At 45.5% G+C, this 20,776-nt stretch carries 19 protein-coding genes; 16 read left to right on the top strand and 3 right to left on the bottom strand.

Features of this window, described 5'->3' with window-relative positions:
* Nucleotides 1-2 precede the first annotated feature (2 nt).
* From PORUE0001_RS09700 to PORUE0001_RS09665, 9 genes are all read left to right on the top strand, one after another.
* Nucleotides 3-2,102 carry a type IA DNA topoisomerase gene (locus PORUE0001_RS09700; RefSeq protein ID WP_007366263.1) on the top strand — a complete coding sequence of 700 codons (2,100 nt, stop codon included), beginning with the start codon at nucleotides 3-5 and terminating at the stop codon, nucleotides 2,100-2,102.
* A 34-nt stretch (nucleotides 2,103-2,136) separates the two neighbouring features.
* Nucleotides 2,137-4,002, top strand: a complete 1,866-nt coding sequence (locus tag PORUE0001_RS09695; protein ID WP_007366274.1) for a hypothetical protein — start codon at nucleotides 2,137-2,139, stop codon at nucleotides 4,000-4,002.
* A 328-nt stretch (nucleotides 4,003-4,330) separates the two neighbouring features.
* Nucleotides 4,331-4,558 carry a hypothetical protein gene (locus PORUE0001_RS10685; RefSeq protein WP_157750219.1) on the top strand — a complete coding sequence of 76 codons (228 nt, stop codon included), beginning with the start codon at nucleotides 4,331-4,333 and terminating at the stop codon, nucleotides 4,556-4,558.
* A gap of 11 nt (nucleotides 4,559-4,569) precedes the next feature.
* The gene (locus PORUE0001_RS09685; protein WP_007366265.1) at nucleotides 4,570-6,021 is read left to right on the top strand and encodes a DUF3945 domain-containing protein; all 1,452 of its coding nucleotides are present in this window, start codon (nucleotides 4,570-4,572) and stop codon (nucleotides 6,019-6,021) included.
* 12 nt (nucleotides 6,022-6,033) lie between these two features.
* On the top strand, nucleotides 6,034-7,071 hold the full coding sequence (locus PORUE0001_RS09680; protein WP_007366270.1) for a hypothetical protein: 1,038 nt from the start codon (nucleotides 6,034-6,036) through the stop codon (nucleotides 7,069-7,071).
* Nucleotides 7,072-7,546: 475 nt separating this feature from the next.
* The gene (locus PORUE0001_RS10210; protein WP_081454325.1) at nucleotides 7,547-7,876 is read left to right on the top strand and encodes a DUF6922 domain-containing protein; all 330 of its coding nucleotides are present in this window, start codon (nucleotides 7,547-7,549) and stop codon (nucleotides 7,874-7,876) included.
* Nucleotides 7,831-8,628 (top strand): nucleotidyl transferase AbiEii/AbiGii toxin family protein, encoded by a 798-nt coding sequence (locus PORUE0001_RS09675; protein ID WP_007366266.1) that lies wholly within the window; start codon nucleotides 7,831-7,833, stop codon nucleotides 8,626-8,628. Before PORUE0001_RS10210 ends, PORUE0001_RS09675 begins: the two co-directional genes overlap by 46 nt.
* Nucleotides 8,629-8,721: 93 nt before the next feature.
* Nucleotides 8,722-10,071 carry an AAA family ATPase gene (locus tag PORUE0001_RS09670; RefSeq protein ID WP_007366282.1) on the top strand — a complete coding sequence of 450 codons (1,350 nt, stop codon included), beginning with the start codon at nucleotides 8,722-8,724 and terminating at the stop codon, nucleotides 10,069-10,071.
* Nucleotides 10,061-10,888 (top strand): RloB family protein, encoded by an 828-nt coding sequence (locus PORUE0001_RS09665; protein WP_007366277.1) that lies wholly within the window; start codon nucleotides 10,061-10,063, stop codon nucleotides 10,886-10,888. Before PORUE0001_RS09670 ends, PORUE0001_RS09665 begins: the two co-directional genes overlap by 11 nt.
* Before the next feature lie 84 nt (nucleotides 10,889-10,972).
* On the opposite strand, the gene mobC is transcribed toward PORUE0001_RS09665, so the two are convergent.
* From mobC to PORUE0001_RS09650, 3 genes are read right to left on the bottom strand one after another with little or no spacing between them, the layout of a single operon-like run.
* Nucleotides 10,973-13,012 (bottom strand): conjugal transfer protein MobC, encoded by a 2,040-nt coding sequence (gene mobC, locus PORUE0001_RS09660; RefSeq protein WP_007366261.1) that lies wholly within the window; start codon nucleotides 13,010-13,012, stop codon nucleotides 10,973-10,975.
* A gap of 20 nt (nucleotides 13,013-13,032) precedes the next feature.
* Nucleotides 13,033-14,241: a relaxase/mobilization nuclease domain-containing protein gene (locus PORUE0001_RS09655; RefSeq protein ID WP_007366267.1), complete on the bottom strand. Its 1,209-nt coding sequence runs from the start codon at nucleotides 14,239-14,241 to the stop codon at nucleotides 13,033-13,035.
* Entirely contained in the window at nucleotides 14,216-14,632 is a 417-nt protein-coding gene (locus PORUE0001_RS09650; RefSeq protein ID WP_050771577.1) for a hypothetical protein, read from the bottom strand. Before PORUE0001_RS09650 ends, PORUE0001_RS09655 begins: the two co-directional genes overlap by 26 nt.
* Nucleotides 14,633-15,414: 782 nt before the next feature.
* Between PORUE0001_RS09650 and PORUE0001_RS09645 the strand changes: the two genes are divergently transcribed.
* The 7 genes from PORUE0001_RS09645 to PORUE0001_RS09615 all read left to right on the top strand — a co-directional run.
* Complete coding sequence (locus tag PORUE0001_RS09645) at nucleotides 15,415-15,999, top strand: DUF3575 domain-containing protein (protein ID WP_007366279.1); 585 nt, start codon at nucleotides 15,415-15,417, stop codon at nucleotides 15,997-15,999.
* Between the two features lie 299 nt (nucleotides 16,000-16,298).
* Nucleotides 16,299-17,411, top strand: coding sequence for an OmpA family protein (locus PORUE0001_RS09640; RefSeq protein ID WP_007366268.1), 1,113 nt, complete (start codon nucleotides 16,299-16,301; stop codon nucleotides 17,409-17,411).
* A 10-nt stretch (nucleotides 17,412-17,421) separates the two neighbouring features.
* Nucleotides 17,422-17,730 carry a DUF3408 domain-containing protein gene (locus PORUE0001_RS11170; protein ID WP_039865911.1) on the top strand — a complete coding sequence of 103 codons (309 nt, stop codon included), beginning with the start codon at nucleotides 17,422-17,424 and terminating at the stop codon, nucleotides 17,728-17,730.
* A gap of 205 nt (nucleotides 17,731-17,935) precedes the next feature.
* Entirely contained in the window at nucleotides 17,936-18,238 is a 303-nt protein-coding gene (locus PORUE0001_RS09630; RefSeq protein ID WP_007366273.1) for a hypothetical protein, read from the top strand.
* Nucleotides 18,239-18,265: 27 nt separating this feature from the next.
* Entirely contained in the window at nucleotides 18,266-18,607 is a 342-nt protein-coding gene (locus PORUE0001_RS09625; RefSeq protein WP_007366264.1) for a DUF4134 domain-containing protein, read from the top strand.
* 1 nt (nucleotide 18,608) lies between these two features.
* Nucleotides 18,609-18,932 (top strand): DUF4133 domain-containing protein, encoded by a 324-nt coding sequence (locus tag PORUE0001_RS09620; protein WP_007366260.1) that lies wholly within the window; start codon nucleotides 18,609-18,611, stop codon nucleotides 18,930-18,932.
* Nucleotides 18,911-20,776, top strand: a 1,866-nt coding sequence (locus tag PORUE0001_RS09615) for a TraG family conjugative transposon ATPase (RefSeq protein ID WP_007366271.1), incomplete at its 3' end; no start/stop codon positions are given. The genes PORUE0001_RS09620 and PORUE0001_RS09615, both read left to right, overlap by 22 nt.

The following is a 20,776-nucleotide window of genomic DNA, read 5'->3' as shown; positions in this document are numbered from 1 at the left end:
CAATGAATAATCCAGTCTGTATAATCACTGAGAAACCATCGGTTGCGATGGACATAGCCAAAGTGCTTAACGTTACACACAAGAGCGAAGGCTATCTCTATAACGACCAATACAAAATTACTTGGGCTTATGGACACTTGGTCGCTCTTGCAGATCCGCAAACGTACGGCTTCACGAGCTATGCACGAGAGGAGCTCCCTATGCTCCCTAAGCCATTTAAGCTTGTCGTGCGACAAGTTAAAAAGAAAGATGGTAAGGGCTATGAAGAGGATGACTTTGCCCGTAAGCAGTTAAATGTAATCAAACAGTGCTTTGACAGCTCTGAGCGTATCATCGTAGCTACCGATGCAGGGCGAGAGGGGGAACTTATCTTCCGCTACATCTACTATTACCTAGGTTGTAGTAAGCCTTTTGACCGTTTGTGGCTCTCTTCAATGACCGACCAAGCTATTCGAGATGCGTTTACCAAGCTTAAGGAGGGTCAGTTATATGACAACCTCTACTTAGCAGGCAAGGCTCGTAGCGAGGCTGACTGGCTTGTAGGTATGAACGCTAGCCGTGCGCTTACCATAGCCAGCAATGGCAGTGGAGGTCTGTCTCTAGGACGAGTGCAGACCCCAACGCTCTGTATGATATGCGACCGCTACTTATCCAACAAGAACTTTGTCAAGTCTCCTTTTTGGAAGATCAATGCCCAAGTCAAGAGTGGCGAGACCACCTTTACCGTCTCTAGTCCAGAGCCAATCACCAACAAGGGGCTGGCAGATTCTAAGCTGTACGCTGTTAGCAATCTAACGTCACTAACCGTGACAAAGGCAGAGCGCAAAAGTACCTCTAGCCAGCCACCCCTTCTTTATGACCTTACAACTTTGCAGAAGGAGGCAAATAAGCAAGGCTTTACCGCTGAACAGACGCTCAACATAGCGCAAAGCTTGTATGAGAAGAAGGTTACGACCTACCCTCGTACAGGCAGTCGCTACATACCTAAAGATGTCTATGATACTATGTCCTATCTGCTCCGCCAGCTACCTTATCAAGAGTATCAAATCTATGCTCAGGGGCTTATCGTAGCGGGCTTAAACCCTCACTCTGTTGATGACAGTAAGATAACCGACCACCACGCTATCATCACCACGGGCGAGACAGCAGACCTGACTGAGGACGAAGCTATCATATACAAGATGATAGCAATGCGTATGCTAGAGGCTGTTTCGCCAGCGTCCAACAAAGAACTGTTGTCCTTGACCTTGTCGGGAGGCGGTGAGGAGCTAGTGACCACCCTCTCCTGCATCAAGAAGAAGGGTTGGCGCGTTGTCAAGGGTGAAACGACCGAAGACCCTGACAGTGACGAGGTCTCTCTAAACTCGCTACCATCAATTGCCGATGGGATGGAACTATCCTTGGTGCAGGCAACCCTTAAAGAGGGTGAGACAAAGCCTAAGCCTATCTATACTGAGGCGACTCTACTCGGTGCAATGGAGCGAGCAGGTAAGGAGATTGAAGATAAGGAGGCTAGAGAGGCGATGCAAGACGTCGGCTTGGGTACACCAGCTACACGAGCCAGTATCATCGAGAAGCTCTTGCGTCAGAATTACGCTGTCAGGCAAAAGAATCAGCTCATACCTACAGAGCGAGGACTGGTCGTCTATAACTTAGTCAAGTCACGTCTCATAGGTAATGCCGAACTAACGGGTCAGTGGGAGAAGTCTCTAGCAGAGATAGAGGCTGGCAACCTGCCTCCAACGACCTTTAACTCTCAAATAGAGGATTACACAAAGCAGATTACCGACGAGCTACTATCCACTTCTGTGTCGCTAGGTACTAACTACATCTGTCCTTTGTGTCACCAAGAAAGCGTCCGTATATATAGTAAGAGTATGCGCTGTCAGAATGATGGTTGCCAGTTTAGCGTGTGGCGCACCGTTGCGGGAGTACCGCTTACAGAAGAACATTGCAAGCAGTTGCTCTCTAACGGTAAGACCAGCCTCCTCAAAGGGCTTATGAGCAAAGCGGGTAAGACCTTTAGTGCTTACCTCGTACTTGACCCTAATACGGGGAAAACGAGTTTTGAGTTCCCTAGCAACAGTCGGAAGAACAAGTAGAACAATAAATTAACCCTTAAACAATGGTATAACAATGGATTTTACAGTATATACAACAGACAACTGGCAAGACCGACTAGAGTATATTGCCACAAAAGAAGGTTTCAACTTCACTCAAGATGAAGACGGAGATATAACTCTTCAGAAGTTTTCCCCGTATGGGCAAGACTTCACGATAGAGCTTATAAAGCCTCTAGACTACAGAGATGCTCTTGACGACCTTAATGCTCAGTTGTCATCGTACGATGTAAATGACGAGGCAATGGCTTGGTATGGAGCAAACAGGGGTGAACCACGAGACTTGCAAGACCTGCTAGACGATATGCAGTGGTGCAAGAACGAGTTGCAAAAGCTAACAGACGCTGGATACTATCATCTAGGCTTTACTCCCGCCGACTATTTCAATGAGGCTGTTATGAAAGAGGCTTTGTCCCGCACTTTTGAAGAGACGGGTCTTTCCGACCGTTCGTTTTCTGCCGATATGCAGGAATTTCTACTTGACCATATGTCTAGGTATGACAACCCTGTGACTGGAGTAGAAGATATAAGCACTCACGGGTGCGGGTCTGGAGTATTGTCTGACTATTCTATATGCGCCACAAAGGAGTTTTACACAAAGCACATAGACGATATTGAGGACTTTATATATGACATCGAAGATGAACGTGGGGAATCCATTACACTAGATCGCCCTCGTTACAACAGTGCAGTTTGGCTTGTCACAGAGCAGTGTGCTAGCTTCGTTGTAGACCATCTAGAGGAAAACATACAGAATACCTTAGAGGATTGGTCTGAGGACTTGACAAAAGAGCAGTTAGAAGCTTTTTTGCAAGGCAACAGCAACGAACTTATCGCAGACCATCTAGAGGAAACGCGATCCTTTTTAGAAGAGGATTTAGAAGATGAGCAAGAAGCTAGTCTTGACGCTAATTCAGAGGTGTTAGAAATGTCTTATTATTACATCTCCCCTAGAGGTTTTTCTAATGAATATACGGTTCTTAAAGCCGACAATACAGATGCCTCTAAGGAGGTTATAGACCGTCTCTTGTATGAGGACGCTACAAATCCCAACTTTGAGGCTAGTCTACTATCTAAGGATAGCCCTTACTGCAAAGAGTATTCGGAGGTTCTCAAGGCTGGTGAGCTATATGACGTAGGCTTGTCCGACCAAGACCTCGAGCCTGTTCACCCGATTGATATTCCGTATTATTTGCCTACAAAGTCTTCTTTGGCTTTTGAGGAGCAGCTTCTTGCTGAACATTCCTTGTCTTTAGCAGAAAATCGCTGTGTTCTCGTTTCTACGAATGATCTCGACTCAAACAATGTCCCTGCTTTAGGTGCTTTGTCTAAAATATCCAAGGCATATCCATATCCTCCGTCTTTTAACCTAAAAGAGTATGAGGGCAAATTCATATCATTAGATGTTGTGTACACCCCTGTGTATGCAGACAAGGGAGTTATTGACTACACCTCAAAGCCCGCCAAGGAGCTAGACGATGTAGTCTACTATCTCTCTAGTGACATACGCACTCCCAAGCAGATTGAGCAGTTGGCCGACAATCTGTGTAAGGATTATCCTTCGTCTCGCTTAGACAAGCAAGAGCTAATACCCCTCCTAGATGCCATTGCGAAGACAGACGACCGCAAGGCGGTTGTTGCGCTAAACAAGTACGTGTCAGATGCTGAGCAGAAGGTCGCCAACGAAGTTGTAGACAATATCAAGAGGCAATACGGATATAAGGAGCTACCACTTCAATCTGAGGCTCCGAGGATTGTCGTACCCAGCTCTCCCGTACAAGAGCAAGCTCAAGCGATATTCGATGCTCGGGGAGGTGATGTCAAATCAACTCAGAAGCAAGAGCAAGAGGCTCAGGTGAATAAGAGTAGCTTAAAAATATGACGAAAAAACAGGAGAGGGTCTTAGCTCAAATAGAGGCTAACGACCTTCACCTTGAGATTGATGCTAGACTGAGAAGTACGAACTATAAAACAACTGAATTATGAGTTTAGATTACAAGGTTAGGGTGACAGAGGAACAGTTTGAAGTAGTGCTAACGGAACTTCGAGCAAGAGGCTCGCATTTCTGCGCTGCACCTTGGAGTAGAAAACAAATGGAGGAGGATTATAAAAAAAGTGGTTTTACACACATAGACTTCTCCACAAGTGGTCTATTTTTTGAGTGGACTGATGCTAGTAGTCCCAAAGAGGTTATTTCGTTTGAGGATTTTATGGATCGCCTTGACGCTGATATTTCGTCTTTGCGACCCCTTCGCAAGTGTCACACCTACAGTGGTACCTTCTACAATGCTCCCCGTCAGGAAGTCGTTGTCCCCAGCTCTCCCGTGCAGGAGCAAGCGCAAGCGATACTCAACGCACGAGGCGAGCGTAATGACAATACGCTCAAGAATGCTCAGGAGGAGCAGGAGGAGCGAAAATATCAATCACTTAAACTATAAATATACTATCCATGTCTACTACAGAATATGACAACAGAGAGTTTGAAGTCTCTCCCGATAATCCTTCTGCGCTTGATGAGCAAAGGGCAAAGGAGGAGTTGTCTTACGGTGCTGACAACTATATTCTAGTTGCTGAAGACCGCTCACGGGTGTCTTATGGCGATGACGTAGGCGATATGCAAGTTGTCCGCTCTATTGCGAACGATGGAAGCATTGATGGCGTGTCTGTGTCGGATTTAACGGACGATACAGCACAGGCTGTGCCTAAGTTTGAGAAAGAACCGTCAGGTCAGTCGGTGAAGACGGGCAAATCAGGCAAGCCTAAGCCTACTATTGATAAAGACTACGACATACCGCTCTTGGAGCCGTTTTTGCGCAACTTCATTCGCTTTGCAAAGAATGGCAACTACCGTTTGTGGCTTGTACCTGTGCTATCTCAGGGCATTAAGGGCATATCCGCTGGCATAGATAATCTGCGTCAAGCACTCTCTGACCCAAAGAATCACGGGGAGTATATAAAGGATAGCAGGGTGCGTCCGCAAGACTATCTAGAAGCTCCTACGGTTACAGACGGCCTGGAGGCTAAGCTGGCGAGCTTAGGGTTGTCTAAGCAAATACTGGAGGAGCGAGGACAGCTGGAGAACCTCCTGTCCTTTAAGCCCACGGACCTCTTGCCTGTTCACATCAAGACTGGCGACATTGATATTAGGACGGAGGGGCGACTAACCCTACGTACGCAACCCGATGGGAGTGAGAGTATCTCCGTCCGTTGTGTCCGCAAAGAGCTAAATCTAGAGGCACCCTATATGTGTTGCTCCTTTACCGATCAGGATAAGGAGAGCTTGCTAGAAACTGGTCACTTGGGACGAGTCGCACAGCTCAAGGGAGCTGATGGGCGAGAGTTTTCTGCCTATATCTCTGTTGATGAAGATACCAATACCCTTGTGTATGTTCCAACGGCTAGAGTTTATATACCTCAAACGATTAGCGGTGTAGACCTCTCTCCAGACCAACGAGCGACACTACGAGCTGGCAAGCCTTTGTCCTTCTCAGGTGTAAGTGCGAAGGGTAAAGAGTATACAGCCACTATACAAGTTGACGCTTGCAAGCGAGCAATGTCGTTCACGTTCCCGCCAACGGACGTGAAGCAAGTCTTAGGTACGAGGCGAGCCGATGGTGTCCCGACAATGATCAGTGGTCAGGTGTTGACCAAGGAGGCGCAAGACAAGTTGGCTAAAGGTGAGACGCTCTATCTAGAGGGTTTGAAAAACTCTCGAACGAAGAAGAGCTTTAACAGCTATGTCTCTTACGATGCGTCTACTCAGAGGGTTCGATACAGCAAGTACGACCCAACAGATTTGACCAAGCAAGCTCAAAAGAGAGAGATGCGGTTAATCCCAAACGATAAAGATGCTCCTAAGCAGAATCAGTCTAGGGAGCAGTCTAAAGGTCGCAAAGTATAAACAAGCTACATTATGGAGGAGAATATCCTATTGCCCTTTCCGTCCGATTACGACGAGAAGTTGAAAGTGTCAAGTCTAGACCCTAATACTGAGGTGGCTGTTATACATAGCAGTCCCAACCTTGACCTCAACTATTTTGATGCTCGAGAAATGATAGCACGTCTGCCACGTCTACTTTCCGAATCAGAAACTCCCGAAGGTGTTGGAGAGGTACGGATTAGTAACAAGTCTAGGGACAAGTTGCTTCATTCAATAAGCAACTACGAAATAGGCCTTCAAAAGGCTTATATTAAAGCCATCCCTTATGTTGTTCCTCTAATAAAATCATCGTTACTTTTAGAGGAACATCGTGATCGAAAAAAGGTAGAAGGTAATAATCGAATAGCTACATCTCCAAGTGACCCTGCGATAGAAAAAGTTCAAAGGCTTTATGGCTGTTTGTCTATCAATTCTACTTTGTATCGTGTAAAAACTACCATTCAAGTTTTGCGTCTTGAAAATATGATAGGCAAATATCATGGGTATGATATAACAGAAATAGAGCTACTAAGCCCAAAGCCACGAACCATAACGATGTCAGAGGATCACGTGGCGCTACTTAGTAGCTCTATTGAAGAGATGCTGAACCCGAAGACTGCAACGCCCATAGAGGGAAGGCTACAACCGCTGAACAGCAACTCTATATCACTTGCAAAGTTACTAAAAGGAGTTGAATTGTCCTACGAGCCAAACGTCAAGCTCCTTGATGCTATGCAAGCTTGCCATCAATTTGCTCTTACGGGGTATTATACGGAGCTAGTCAAAGTGTACGATACGGCACTAAACAAGCGTCTATCAACTGCGCTATCCGACCCCTTCCAGACTGTCAGGAAGGCGCAAGCAGAGATGGTTGCTTTGGCAAAACAAGCCCGCCAAATCGTTGTTCCCAGCTCGCCCGTACAAGAGCAAGCACAAGCGATACTCAACGCACGAGGCGAGCGCAATGACAATACGCTCAAGGATGCTCAGGAAGAGCAAGTAGAGCGTAAATCCCAGTCACATAAACTATAATCAGATTGAGTTATGAGAACAGGATATAACAGTAGAAGAACACAGGGCTTTCGCTAGTGACTGGCGAGATTGAAAAGCAATGGAGACAATAAAGTATAGCAACAATGGACAACCCTATACGGGTGTTTGTGAAAGCCGTTATTCTGACGGCACGCTCAGAGAGCGTTTGCCTTATAAAGACGGCTACCCCGATGGTGTTCACGAAGTATGGAATCCTGACGGCACTTTGTGCCAGAGGGTAAACTATCAAGGTGGTTTTAGGGAGGGCGAGTGTCTGCTCTTATATCCCAGTCGTCACATATATAGTGTTTACCACAGAGGCGAATTACAACTCTATAAGGAGTACACTTTAGCCTTGAAGTAGATTTTGTGGGAGTAACTAGCCACGGCGAGAATTTCAATCTCTCCGATGGATATTCATCTTGGTCTGATGAGATTTTAGTATATTTGCTATGCGATAGTAAGTCTATAAGCGATGCTTTATCCTATTGAACAATACATACCTCACGGTGATAGTCAACTCATCTCTTCCAGCCTGCTATGGGAGTATGACTTGACTGACTTTGATTGGGAAAAATCAAAGTGCATAGTTGTAGAGCGTATTATTGAGCGAGGTCGCCCAGAAGACTATCGTGGAGCTATCAACCGCTATGGAGGCATAGAGAATTTTCGAGAGATTCTAAAGGCTGTTCGCCACCTATCTCAAAAGGATATTGCCTTTGTCTGTTCCTTTTTCAAGCTAAATAAAGAAGAGTTGTTATGCTACAGACGACAACAGTTGAGAAGCGAACGCTGGAACTCTTAAAGCAGTTACAGTCTCAGTCCGAGCTTTCGGACTTTCATTTAGCTGGAGGCACCGCTCTAGCTCTTTATTTGGGGCATCGCAAGAGTATTGACTTAGACCTCTTTACTCCTTATCCCTTCGATACAACTCGCTTAGAGCATTCTCTTGTTACAAAGTTTGGTTTTCAAGGCGACTACAGTGAACAAAACACGCTCAAAGGGCGTATTGATGACGTAAAGATAGACTGTATCACCCACCCCTACCCTCTCTTGCAAAATCCTCTAGAGGAAGAGGGTATACGTCTGTATAGTCAGCCTGATATTATAGCTATGAAGCTGTCAGCCATAGCAGACAATGGTTCTAGACTCAAAGACTTTATAGACATTGCCTACCTTTCTACTCAGTATTCTTTTCAAGAGATGCTTGGCTTCTACGTTCAAAAGTTTCCAACCTCTAGCCCTCTTCGCCCATTAAAGGGTATAACGTACTTTGACGACATCGACCACGAGGAGACTGTTGTGATGCTAGAGAGTACTTACTCTTGGCAGAAGATAGCGGATAGGCTTCAAGCTATGACGGCTCATCAGTCTAAGGTCTTTGCATCACCTCCTCTTTCACCAGCTAGAAAGTCTCCGAAGATAGTCGTCCCCAGCTCACCCGTGCAGGAGCAGGCGCAAGCGATACTTGATGCTCGACAAGGTCAAGGGTCTCCAGCATTAAAGACGAAGCAAGAAGTTCAATCAGAGCTCAAGTCTTCTCGCCATAAGTTGTAGTCTTTCTGTTTGAGCTGTCAATCACGATCACTGCGAGTGGAAAAGTTGTACCTTTGCAGGGAGAGACTCCTCAGGAGCAAAAATGAATAGACTATGTTGCTAAGAGTAATTGTGGAGAACTTCTTGTCGTACAAAGAGCGTCAAGAATTTACAATGTTCCCTAATAGAGATATTACAGAGCTGACATCTCATATCTTTGATAAGGATACTATACCTCTTCTAAAGATGGCTTCCCTGTATGGAAACAATGCTTCGGGTAAGTCAAACTTTGCCCAAGCTTTGTCTTTCATCCGTTTATTTGCTCTATCCGAAACCACAATCCAGTCTTCTGATGTTGCTAAACACTTATATCGTTTGGAGCAACTAGATAAACTGAAGGAGAGTTCTCTAAGTATTCTAATAGAGTTTAAGTCCAACGGCTCCTACTTTATCTACCAAGTAGAGTTAGACCTACAAGGAGTCCGCACAGAGCAACTATTACTTAGTGGGGCTAATAAAACTCCTGAGAGTTTGTATCGGAGGCAATATAGCAATATAGAGTTATCCCCTTCGCTCTCCTCAAAAAGTTTGGATCAGTGGTCTCATACAAAAGGTATTCTAGAAAAGCGTTTGACACAAGACCCTTACAAGTCTGTATTAGGGCTTTTATTTGAGTTTCCTGTTTTGGAAGAGAAGCATATTAAGCAAGCTTATGACTGGTTTCAACAGTGCTTAGTCGTCACCTCGGGAAGAGCTAGTCACAATCAATTAAATGCGCTCCTATATGAAAGCAAAAACCTATACAGATTTACTTCACAGGTTATACGAGGTGTTGATATAGGTGTAGACGACCTCCGATTGAGAGAAACTGATTTAGCTATATGGCTAAATCAGCACAGCGACCTTGCCAACACGCTTGATATGAGTAGGCGAGTTGAAGCTTCTGAAATCCACTCTGTTGTCTCGCACTTGGATCGTCCAATCTTAAATCGAATCAATGTTGCGGGAAAGGAGAAAATACTAGAGCTTGTTTTTGCTCATCAAGGTGGCGATGGGAACACCTATGATTTAGATATTGAGAGTGAATCCGATGGAACGATTCGTGCCCTTCACTTAATGCCAGCACTATTTGAAGCTATCAATAGTTTTGGAGTAGTTGTGATAGATGAGATGGACACTAGTCTTCACTCAAACTTATTGTTGGATCTCATCGCCTTCTTTTCTCTTAACCCCTCTAAGGGTCAACTTATATTTACCCTACACGATACTAATCTGTTAGATTCTATCGGACTTCTACGGACAGACGAAGTTTGGTTTATTGAAAAGAGAGTTGGCTCCAGTTATATGTATTCACTAGACAACTACACGAAGAAGATGAGTGGAGACATCTCTCAAAAGTATCGTGAAGGTCGCTATGGGTCTAACTATACGGGTAATTTAGTGCAGGATAGCAATGCCATTTGAAGTCAAGTCGTTATCCTATGACCGTCCCGAGCAGGCCGTGCCACAGGACTATCGTCAAGTCAAGTTGTACAACTTTGGAGAAAGCCGTGATGGTGAACCTGTATCACCGTTAAATGCTCGGCTAAACAGTACTTATAAGCGAGTAGTTGATCAGGCTCGTCCTACACGCTTGTATATTATCATCTCAGGTGGCGAACTAAAAGAACGACACTACTTTTCTAACTTGGGTTGCATAGTTCCTATCGGCTGTGCTATTCCTCTTTATTTTATCTGTCCTACAGGAATCAAATCGGGTAGAAATCACGCTCCCCATAGCGGCTCTTCTCCACAGGATATTTTTGATTATTGGACAGCAAACTATCAGACTGCAACTAATAGCCTGATCCTATTAGGTCGTACATATCATCTTACTGAAAATGATAGAGTATACTTCGTTTCTGACGTAGATGATTTTTCTCTAGATCTTCAATCTTTACTGAAAGTTGACACCCCTCCTTTTGTACGCTGGGCTATAAGTAATCCTTGCGTTGAGGTTTGGTTGTATTATAGTTGTATCGGTGTGCCAAGTAAGGATCTTTGTCAGCTCTTAGAAAACGAGTCAATATCAAACCGCTCTCAAAAACTCAAAAGTCTTTGCAATGAGCAGCACAAAGGAGGCATTGACCCTAGAAAAGCCTCAGCAGTTATAACGACAGCTATTGCTAATGCCCGCTCCTTTGGATATAAGGAAGATGCACAGGGCATCCCCCTCCTCTTCTGCTCCAGCCTGCTTCACTTTGCTGAAGAGTTTATGGAATATCTATCCACATTTGAATAAGAAGGTTCTGTTTGAGCTTTCATACAAAGACGTAGCCCTCTTAACGGTGTTAAGAGGGCTACGTCTTTGTAGTTTGAGTGCTTGTTATGCCGTCGCCATTTCCTGCTCTTTAGCTATTCGAGCCTTCTCCACGATAACGATAGACAGGACATCCTTTTTGATTTTGGTGTAGTTGGCTTTGATTATTTGGTCAAGTTCATCGTCCGTGAGCTGTTCGCCACGAAGGTTGTGCAGTAGCTGTGGCATCTCTTTGACATACTCCTTCTCTTCTGCCTTTACTTTAGCCACATCTACCACAATCTGAGCGTTGAAAATCTTCTGCTCGATGCGTTGGTCAAACTCATCAGCCACGGCACCCACAAAGAACCCCTGTGTCAGTCCTGAGATTTTAGATGCAGGAATGATGCTCTCCAGCTGTGTAGAAATAGATGTAGAGGTGTCGTTGCGGTTAATAGAGATTGATTGACGCTGTTGTAGTACCTTGCCAAACCGCTCCGAAAGCCATTTAGCCGTTTCGCCAACAACCTGACCCGAGAAGATGTTACCAACCGTGTTTTGGATAACCTTTGCCTCCTTATCACCATAGTCTCTGACCAGCTGTGAGAAGTCCTGAAATCCTAGGCATACCGCCACACGATTAGATCGAGCAGTTGCAATCAAGTTGTCCAGTCCACGGAAATAGATTGTAGGTAACTCGTCAATGATTACAGAGCTTTTGAGCGTTCGTTTTTCCTCCCCTGTCTCCTTGTTCTTAATCTTCTTCTTGTTAATCAGTTTGACGATACGGCTATTGTATAGACCCAGTGCCGCAGAATAGATATTCTGCCTGTCGGGGTTGTTACCCACGACAAGCACCTTTGGGTCGTCAGGGTTGTTAATGTCTAGTGTAAAGTCGTTCCCCGTCATCACCCAGTAAAGCTGTGGCGAAATCATACGAGCGAGCGGAATCTTAGCCGAAGCGAGCTGACCTTGTAACTGGTCTTGCGCTCCCCCCTTCCACGCGTCCATAAAGGGGGCTAGGTAGTTTGCTAGCTCATCATAGCTCATCAGTATCTCAAAGATGTCTGAGTACGGCTGATTGAGGAACTCAATAGCGTGTGGAAACGAGCAGTACAGTCCATTCTCGTAAATCTTGAGATACCAAATGATGGCCGCAAAAAGAATGATAGGTGATTCAACGAAGAAGTCTCCCTGCTTTTGAATCCACGTACGGTTCAGATTAAGCATAATGGTGTAGGCACTCTCGTAAGCGTCCGATATATCACTCATAAACTCAGGGGCAATAGGGTTGCAACGATGGCTCCTGCGAGGGTCGTCAAAGTTTATGATGTAGAATTGCGGTAGCTTATCATACTTATCAGCGTGCTTAAGCAAGTGGTTGTAGGCAATGATTGATAAGTCGGGGAACTTATAGTCGTAGATGTACATCGAAAAGCCCTTTTCAATCTGCTGTTTGATGTAGTTGTTGACCACTGCAAACGATTTGCCAGAGCCAGGAGTTCCAAGTACAATCGAAGCTCTGTAAGGGTTTACCACGTTTATCCAGCCATCGTTCCACTTCTGTTTGTAGTAATACTTCGTGGGTATGTTGACCGAGTTCTCGTTGACCATCAGCTGTCGCTCCTGCTCAAAGCTCTCGTTCTCCACGTTGAATACATCGTTCATTACGTTTTGCTTTAGAATGCGAGAAATCCACGTACCTCCCAGCATCAGAAAAACATATCCAGCCGATATAACTAGGGCGTATACTCCAGCTTTTGTTACCAGCGGTGTTATAGGTAGCTGTCGTATCAGCCACGACCCCGTGAATAGAGCCAGTCCTAGGAGTAACGTACTATATATGCGTCCCCACGTGTATTTTTCATTTTTGACCCCTCGTGTACCTAAGCAAGACAGTGCCAGTAGGAGAATGCAAAACCCTTTTGTTACCCACGGTGATGCGAATAGTATTGTAGACCTATCAAACTGTTTCAGTAGTTTGTCTACCAGTCCTACAGTCCAACCCATCTCCGCCCACGCAGAGTGGCAGTACCAGTAAATATGAATTATGAGGAAAAGTATGGACACAGCTCTTATGAAATCCATTACTTTCGCTAGTCCTCTCAAATCATCTTCTTGTCCCATATCTGTTATTGTTCTATATATTATTTGACTTTGTTGTATTTGCGTCTCAGGTACTTTTGCCAGCTTATCTCCTTCCAGTCCTCCCCGCTTATATTGGGTCGGTGAGATGAAGAGCTGTACCTCCGTCTCTGAGTTTTATCTGTCTGTGTTACTCTGTCTGTATTGCTCTCTTGAGTGTTTCCGAATAGTTCATTGAGCATGTTAGCTGAAAAATCACTACCCAGTTTTGAGCCACTAATAGCAACCATCTCTCCTCTGTCCACATAGGTAGCCCCATAGATGCGTCCATTATCATTGCGTTTAGCAACCAGTTCCAGCCCCCTTTCATTGAGTTTGTCTGTAAACTCTTTCAGTGTTTTTGGTCGTGTAATCATCACGCCAGCAATAGTCGCTCTCATCTCTTCCGCCTTCTCTTGGCATCTCTTCCCTGACTTGTACATAGCCGTTTTGACCGCTGTATAGCCTACGCCCCGACCTAAATCTTTAGAGGGTATTGGGGGAGCCACAGGCTTTCCTCCTTCCATAGGTATGTATACAATGCCGTCGTATTGCTTGCCTTTACGTTCAGACTTAGTAAACTTAGCCGACAAGTTGTAGGGAGCCAGTAGAGCGTTTAGACCTCCGATGGAGGTAAAAGCTCCTTTCTGCACCACTTGTCGAGCTACATTGTATACTTGTTCCGTGACGTTTCCTTCTCTGACATTGATAGGCTTTGCCTGTTTTAGTTCCACCGGCTTCTTCTTTGCCACCTTCTCCTTGTCAGGCTTTGTTAGCTTAAGGTTGTATTTGCGCTCTAGAGCGTCAACGACCTTGCGAGCTTTTCGACCTTCGTGCTTGTCTGAGATTTTTCTGCCCAGCTTATCCGCTCTCGTAGATACTATGTGGATATGTTGTCGAGCAATATCCCAGTGCTTGACCACAACAAAAGGTTGGCTACCATATCCCATACGTTCCATAAACTCTTGAGCTATCTGCACATATTGTTCATCAGATAGCGTCTCCGAGGGGTCAGGATTGAGCGAGCAAGAAAAAGCTATGTTCTTCACCCTCGTTTTAGAGGGTATCTGCATCATCATGTCCTCGTAGATAGCCTGAGGAGACGGCACCTGTCCCATAGAATTGTATACTCCTTGACTATAGAGCACAGCCCCGACCCCACGCTCCACCTTATTAAGGTTGTAGGTTAAGACCCTTAGTAGGGACTTAGGGGACGTCACTTTTACAATCATCTTTCAGTCCCTTTGTAAGGTTTATGACTTCAAGTAGTTTATCCATAAGCTCCATTTGTTGGTTGCTCACGTTATTTAGCAACTGTTCGGCTTTTGCCTCTGAGTGATATTTGTTCATCGCCCTTACTGCTTGGTTGTATAGCACTCCTATTTTGTTCACCGCAAAGATGAAATCAGTCAATTTTGTGGTGTATTCCATCATTGATCCATCAACTGTTAGAACACGGAAGTCCTCTCTAAGGATCATTTTTCGGACAAAGTCCGACTTCGTGTCGCACCCTGACCTCTTAAAAGATTCTATAACCCTTATCTGATCTTCAGGATTTGATAGCCTAACGTCCCAGCGATTCCACTTACTGGGAAGAGTTCTTGTTTTTTCCTCCTTATTCATTTGTTTGACTGCTTATTCTTAGTTGTTGTTTTTATTCTGTTTTTAGATGCGACTTTGGAGCTGAATTCCCGTGAGGGCAAGGTGTTTTTGGCGGCGAAATTTTGCGGAGCAAATTTCCCTTGTCCGACAAAAACACTTCTTGCCCGTTTTTCGTTTTATAGCCACCCCTTGTCGGACAGCGTCCAACAGGGAGTGGTTCCTTCCATTTCCAATTCATTTCATTCGTTGACCTTTCGTTTGTTAAAATAGTTTTCGCTTTGGGCGACTTTTATCCACCCTTTAGTGGGTGGTTGTTTCGTTGAATTTGTGTCTAGCACACTTTCTTAAGTTGTAGTCATTGTGTCTTCTTGTGTTGGACTTCTCTGTCATTCTTCTTTTTTGTATTACATTGTTGTTGAAGTTGCTTATGTTTTGAAGTCCATCTCTTTTGCGTAGAGGGGGACTTCTTTTCGGTTGAGCTTAGTTATTCAAGTTTTTGACTTCGCTCTTTCTTGTGTGTCTTCGTGAAATTTCTCTTGTCTGAGATGTTCACGCCACAAAGGTAGGAGCATTGGTGATAAAAAACTAGTCGTTAGACTTACTAAGATTTACCGCAACTTACCGCAATTTACTCGTCCCTAGATTTTGTCAATCCATCTTTGAACCTTTGCAATGTAAACAGGGTTGGAAAGGACTCTTCGGGTTAGGATTGTTTTTTTCGTCAGAGTAGTTTAATTGGTTTGTTTACGTAGGGTTCCTTTCCGCTCTGTTTTATTTCAAGCAAGTAATCAACCCTATAATAAATGAGACAAAAGATTATCACTTTACTATTTCTGTGCTTCGCAACGATAGGATTATCGCACGCACAGAAAGTCGCCATCAAGCACAACTTTGCTTATGATGCGCTCTTTGCTCCTAACTTAGGAATAGAGTTTTCCTTGGGAGATCGAGTAACACTGGACACACAGTACAGCAACAACACCTTTGTTTTTCGCAAGCAAGACCGTTTGCCTGAATGGTCTCACTGGCTTGCACAGAGTGAGGTTCGCTACTGGACGTGCGAATCCTTCAATGGATTCTTCATTGGTCTACACGCTCTAGGAGGACAAGTTCGTATTGGACACGTCAATCTTCCTTTTGTGTTAGAGAATAAGAACTCTGTAATGCAAAACCAGCGCTATATCGGTTGGTTTTATGGAGGAGGTCTTAGTGTTGGTTATCAATGGGTGTTGTCGCCACGCTCTTCTATAGAGTTGTCTGTTGGGGGTGGCTATGCTCGTATTGACTATCACAAGTGTCTAGCGTGTGGCTACAAGAACAGTGAGGCTTCCGCTAACTATGTCGGCCCGACTAAAGCTTCACTCTCATACATTTTCTTTTTCAAGTAACCTCTCTATCAATCAGAACAACAATGAAACACATTCGTAATCTATCTATATTCCTAACAGTACTGTTTGGAAGTTTGTGTTTGCTGTCGGCTCAGGCTTACCCACAGGTTGAGACATCATTCATCTCCCTGTCTCGCAAAGACTACACAATCAATTATCATCGGAACCTACACTCTCTTACAATCGATGTCGACTTAACATCATACTGCAAAGTTAAGAGCCAAGAGCTTCTTTGTGTTTATCCTATATATCGATCCAGCGATGGCAGGAAAGAACACAAGCTTGCGCCAGTCTACGTCGTGGGCGACAGTCGCCACAAGCAGATACAGCGCAATAAGCTGTTGCGTAATGCTCAAGGAGTTGTCTACGAGATAGTCAATCGTCCCGAAGAGTCCATTTACGCTCGTAAGGGAGACATAGTCGCTCCACATTATGAGATTGACTTTGAGCCATGGATGCGTCACGGAGAGCTACGGCTCTATATGCAACGCTATGGTTGTGCCTCCTGTCCGTCAGCTCTAGTCGCTTACCAGAGCGAGCCTATCCATCTAGACTCTTATAGCCTAGGACGCTACGAGTATGCCTTTATTCGTCCAGCAGACGAACAGACCAAAGAGTATAAAAAGAGCTTTGATAGCTACGTGAGCTTTCGATACGATTCTAGCGAGTTGCTTTTTACTAGCGAAAACTCAGCAGAGCTAGAGCGTCTTAATCGCTTTATCGTTGCTTCTCAGCAGGAGGAGGGTGTTCGTCTGAGTTCGCTATCTATTGTAGGTTACGCTTCGCCAGAGGGTACCGCTAACTACAACCAGCGTCTCAGTGAGTATCGTGCGCAAGCTCTCTATGATTACGTTCAGGGACGTTTTCCCAACCTCGTAGCCTCTGTTGAGGTCTCAGGTGCAGGCGAGGACTGGTCTGGACTACGCCGACTAGTCTCTGAGAGTACTCTTGACAACAAGTCTCAGGTGATGCGCATTATAGACGATGTCCCCACAGATGTCAAGCGAGACAAGTCTATGCGCCAGCTAGGCAACTACAACCATCTACTTGCGGATTATTACCCTCTCTTGCGTCGCACCACCTTTACGATGAGCTACGAGGTCGGTGCTTTTCGTACGGACGAGTTAGCAAGCGTCTATGCTAAGAACCCTCTTCTACTCAAACAGAACGAGCTGTTCTATCTAGCAGAGCAAGCGATGGAGCGAGGCAACAGCCCCGTGCCTTATCTACGCTCTGCTTATGAGCAGTACCCCAAAGATCCTGTTGCTATTCTTAATTATGCTAATGCCCTGCTTAAGTACGATCACAATGCTGAGCTAGCTTACCAGCTCCTCTCACCTATTCGGACAGATGCCCGAGCTAAGCTTCCACTATCAATTGCGACCGATATGAAATCTTCTAACAACCTTTAAATTCAATACCATGCCTACCAATATTGAACAATCAGCTATTACCATTCCAGCGGACTTTTCAGAGTATTCTGCTACGTTTTTCCGTCCTCCCGTACGAACTTCCCTCTCCAACCGTAAGTGCAACGTCTCTCTCAACGAAGATGTTTACTTAACTATTAAGCGTACGCTTAGTTATCTAGGAGACGGTGAAAGTACTATGGGCGGGTATGTAGAGAATATCCTCCTAAGCCACTTAAACCAGTACAAGGAGATACTCAATGAGGAGACCTCAAAGCGTTTGAAACAACCTCTTATTCCCGACAGTATGAGTAGTAAGTAGTATGTCCCTCTTTTTTGCACTTGCACTTATTGGATTCTTTGGCTTAGCGGTTGTCTACATAGCTCTTCGCTTACCTGACATAAACCCTCGTAAGCGATTTGGACAGACTACAACTGAAAAGTCAAAGCCTCTTCCGCCTTTACAGTCTCCCGCCTCTCGCAAAAGAGGTCGGTATATGGAGATTGTCGGACGACCACACACAGATATGTCCATATACTTTTCCGAAGCCCAGCGTAAGCCCGACCGAAAAAGTATAGCTACCCGTCATCAGGTTGAGAAGCAGGTAGGCGACAAGCTCGGTGTTGCGTCCACAAGCTCTCCATTAGACACAAGCTACAATAGTGAGCCATCTAGTGCTACCGATATAGATACCGAAGAACTAGCTCGTTATCCCTCTATGTCCTCTTCTGAACAAAAAGCGTGGCGAGCGCAAAAGCTAGATGGCGTCTCCGAAAAACAGCAAGCTGTCAAGGAGGCTATCAACAAGCTTGTCACTTCTAAAGCTTAAATCCATAGACATATTAAATCAGAACCTATGAAACGAAACATTCTTTTCCGCACAACAAGAGTTGTCAAGCTCTTCTTCGCACCAATACTATATCTGCTCACCACCACCACTCTATCCGCAGAGAAATCAGCCACCAGTGGTGTGGGGGCTTTTGAGGGTGCTGCTCGCTCCTTAACGGCATACTTTGACCCTCTTGTCAACCTTATCTACATCATCGGGGCAGTCGTTGGTCTGATTGGTGCTATCAAGGTGTATCAAAAGTTTAGTCAGGGCGACCCCGATACAGGCAAGACCGCTGCTTCGTGGTTCGGAGCTTGTATCTTTCTCGTTATCTCGGCAAGCGTTCTGAAGGCCTTCTTTATCAGTTAGTATGACCTACGAAGTCAATAAGGGCATTGGAGCGACCATTGAGTTCAAGGGACTAAAGTCTCAGTACCTCGTCATCTTTGCTTGTGGCTTGGGAGGGGTCTTCCTTGTAGCTGTTGTTCTTAACCTCGTGGGCGTGCCGTCCGTGCTTATGGTCGGCATCTCAGCTCTGCTAGCAACAGTGCTGGTCTATACCGTATTCAAAATGAATAAGAAGTATGGCACCCACGGCTTAATGAAGCTCCGAGCGGTTGCGAAGCACCCCGACTACCTAATCCATCGTCGTACAGTAAGAAGTATGCTCAGATGCGCAACACAGCGAAAGTAAGAAATCTAGAGAGGCTCTTTCCGCTTCTTGCGGTGGAGAGGTGCATCATCTCTAAGGAGGCCGACCTGACGGTCGCCTTTAGAGTGGAGCTACCCGAACTCTTCACCATCACAGAGGAGGAGTATGAGCAGATACATAGTACTTGGAACAAGGCTATCAAAGTCTTGCCCGTCTATAGTATCGTACATAAGCAAGATTGGTACACCACAGAGACCTATCGAGCTGAGCATCTAGGAGACGCTCAAATGAGCTTTCTAGACCGATCTAGTGAGCGACACTTCAACGAGCGTCCCTACCTCAATCACGACTGTTATCTCTACCTGACCAAGACAACCCGCCAGCGTATGGCGCAGAAAAGTGACTTTTCGAGCCTTGTGCAGGGTCGACTTGTCCCTAAGGAGATGACCGACAAGGAGGGTATCAATGCGTTCTTAGACGCTGTCGACCAGTTTGAGCGCATCGTCAACGATTCAGGCTTGTTTAGCATCGTCCGCCTCACCGAGGAGGAGCTTCTAGGCAAGGATAACGAGGGAGGTCTCTTAGACCGTTATCTGAGCTTAGAGCGAGACAAGTCCGCCTCTCTAGAGGACTTGTCGCTACGTGCTAAGGACGTTAGGATAGGCGACAAGATGCTCTGTCTGCATACCCTATCTAGCACAGAGGACTTACCAACCAGTGTAAGCACTGATAGAGCTTTTGAGAAACTATCGACCGACAAAAGTAGTTGTCGCTTGTCCTTTAGTAGTCCCGTGGGTCTCTTGCTCTCTTGCAATCACATCTACAACCAGTACCTCTTCATACCAGATGGTGAGGAGGCTAAGAAACGCTTTGAAAGTACCGCCCGTAATATGCACTCACTGGCTCGTTATTCACGAGCTAACGCTATCAATGAGGAGTGGATTCACGAATATCTCAACGTCGCTGTAACGATGGGCATAAGCCCCATACGAGCGCACTTTAACGTCTTAGCTTGGAGTGACAACGAGCGAGAGATGACCGACATTAAGAATATGGTGGGTAGTGCTATCTCTTCAATGGATTGCACACCACGGCACAACACGGTAGACACCGCCACGCTTTACTGGGCAGGTATGCCTGGTAATGCAGGTGACTTTCCCTCTGAAGAAAGCTACTGGACGTTTATACCGCCCGCGCTGTGTTTATTCTCAGGCGAGACCAACTATAAGGACAGTCTCTCGCCCTTTGGCATCAAGATGTGTGATCGTTTGTCGGGCAAGCCCATACACGTAGACATCAGTGACCTACCGATGAAGAAAGGTATAACCACGAACCGCAACAAGTTCATCTTGGGGCCTTCGGGTAGTGGTAAGTCTTTCTTCTGTAACCACATGGTACGCCAGTACTATGAGCAGGGAACGCACATACTGCTGATTGATACAGGTAACTCTTATGAGGGCTTGTGTCAGTTTATCCACGCCAAGACCAAAGGTGAGGATGGTATTTACTACACCTATACAGAGGAGAACCCCATCGCTTTCAACCCCTTCTATACCGACGACTATGTCTTCGATATAGAAAAGAAAGAGAGTTTGGCGACCCTTATCCTCACCTTGTGGAAGTCGGGAGACGAGAAAGTGACCAAAACAGAGGTCAGCGAGTTATTCGCCTCCATTGGAGCCTATATCAATAAGATTACTGCGGATCGCTCTATCGTTCCCAGCTTCAACACCTACTATGAGTTTATGCTTGACGAGTATCGTCAAGAGCTACTCAGTAGGGAGATAAAGGTAACAAGGGAGGACTTCAACATCGACAACCTCTTGACCACACTCAAGCACTACTATCGAGGTGGCGAGTACGACTACCTGCTCAACTCAACAGAC

It is taken from the genome of Porphyromonas uenonis 60-3, assembly GCF_000174775.1.
Classification (GTDB): Bacteria; Bacteroidota; Bacteroidia; order Bacteroidales; family Porphyromonadaceae; genus Porphyromonas; species Porphyromonas uenonis_A.
The sequence above is the reverse complement of the archived record's forward strand: the minus strand, read 5'-3'. Positions and strand labels throughout refer to the sequence as shown.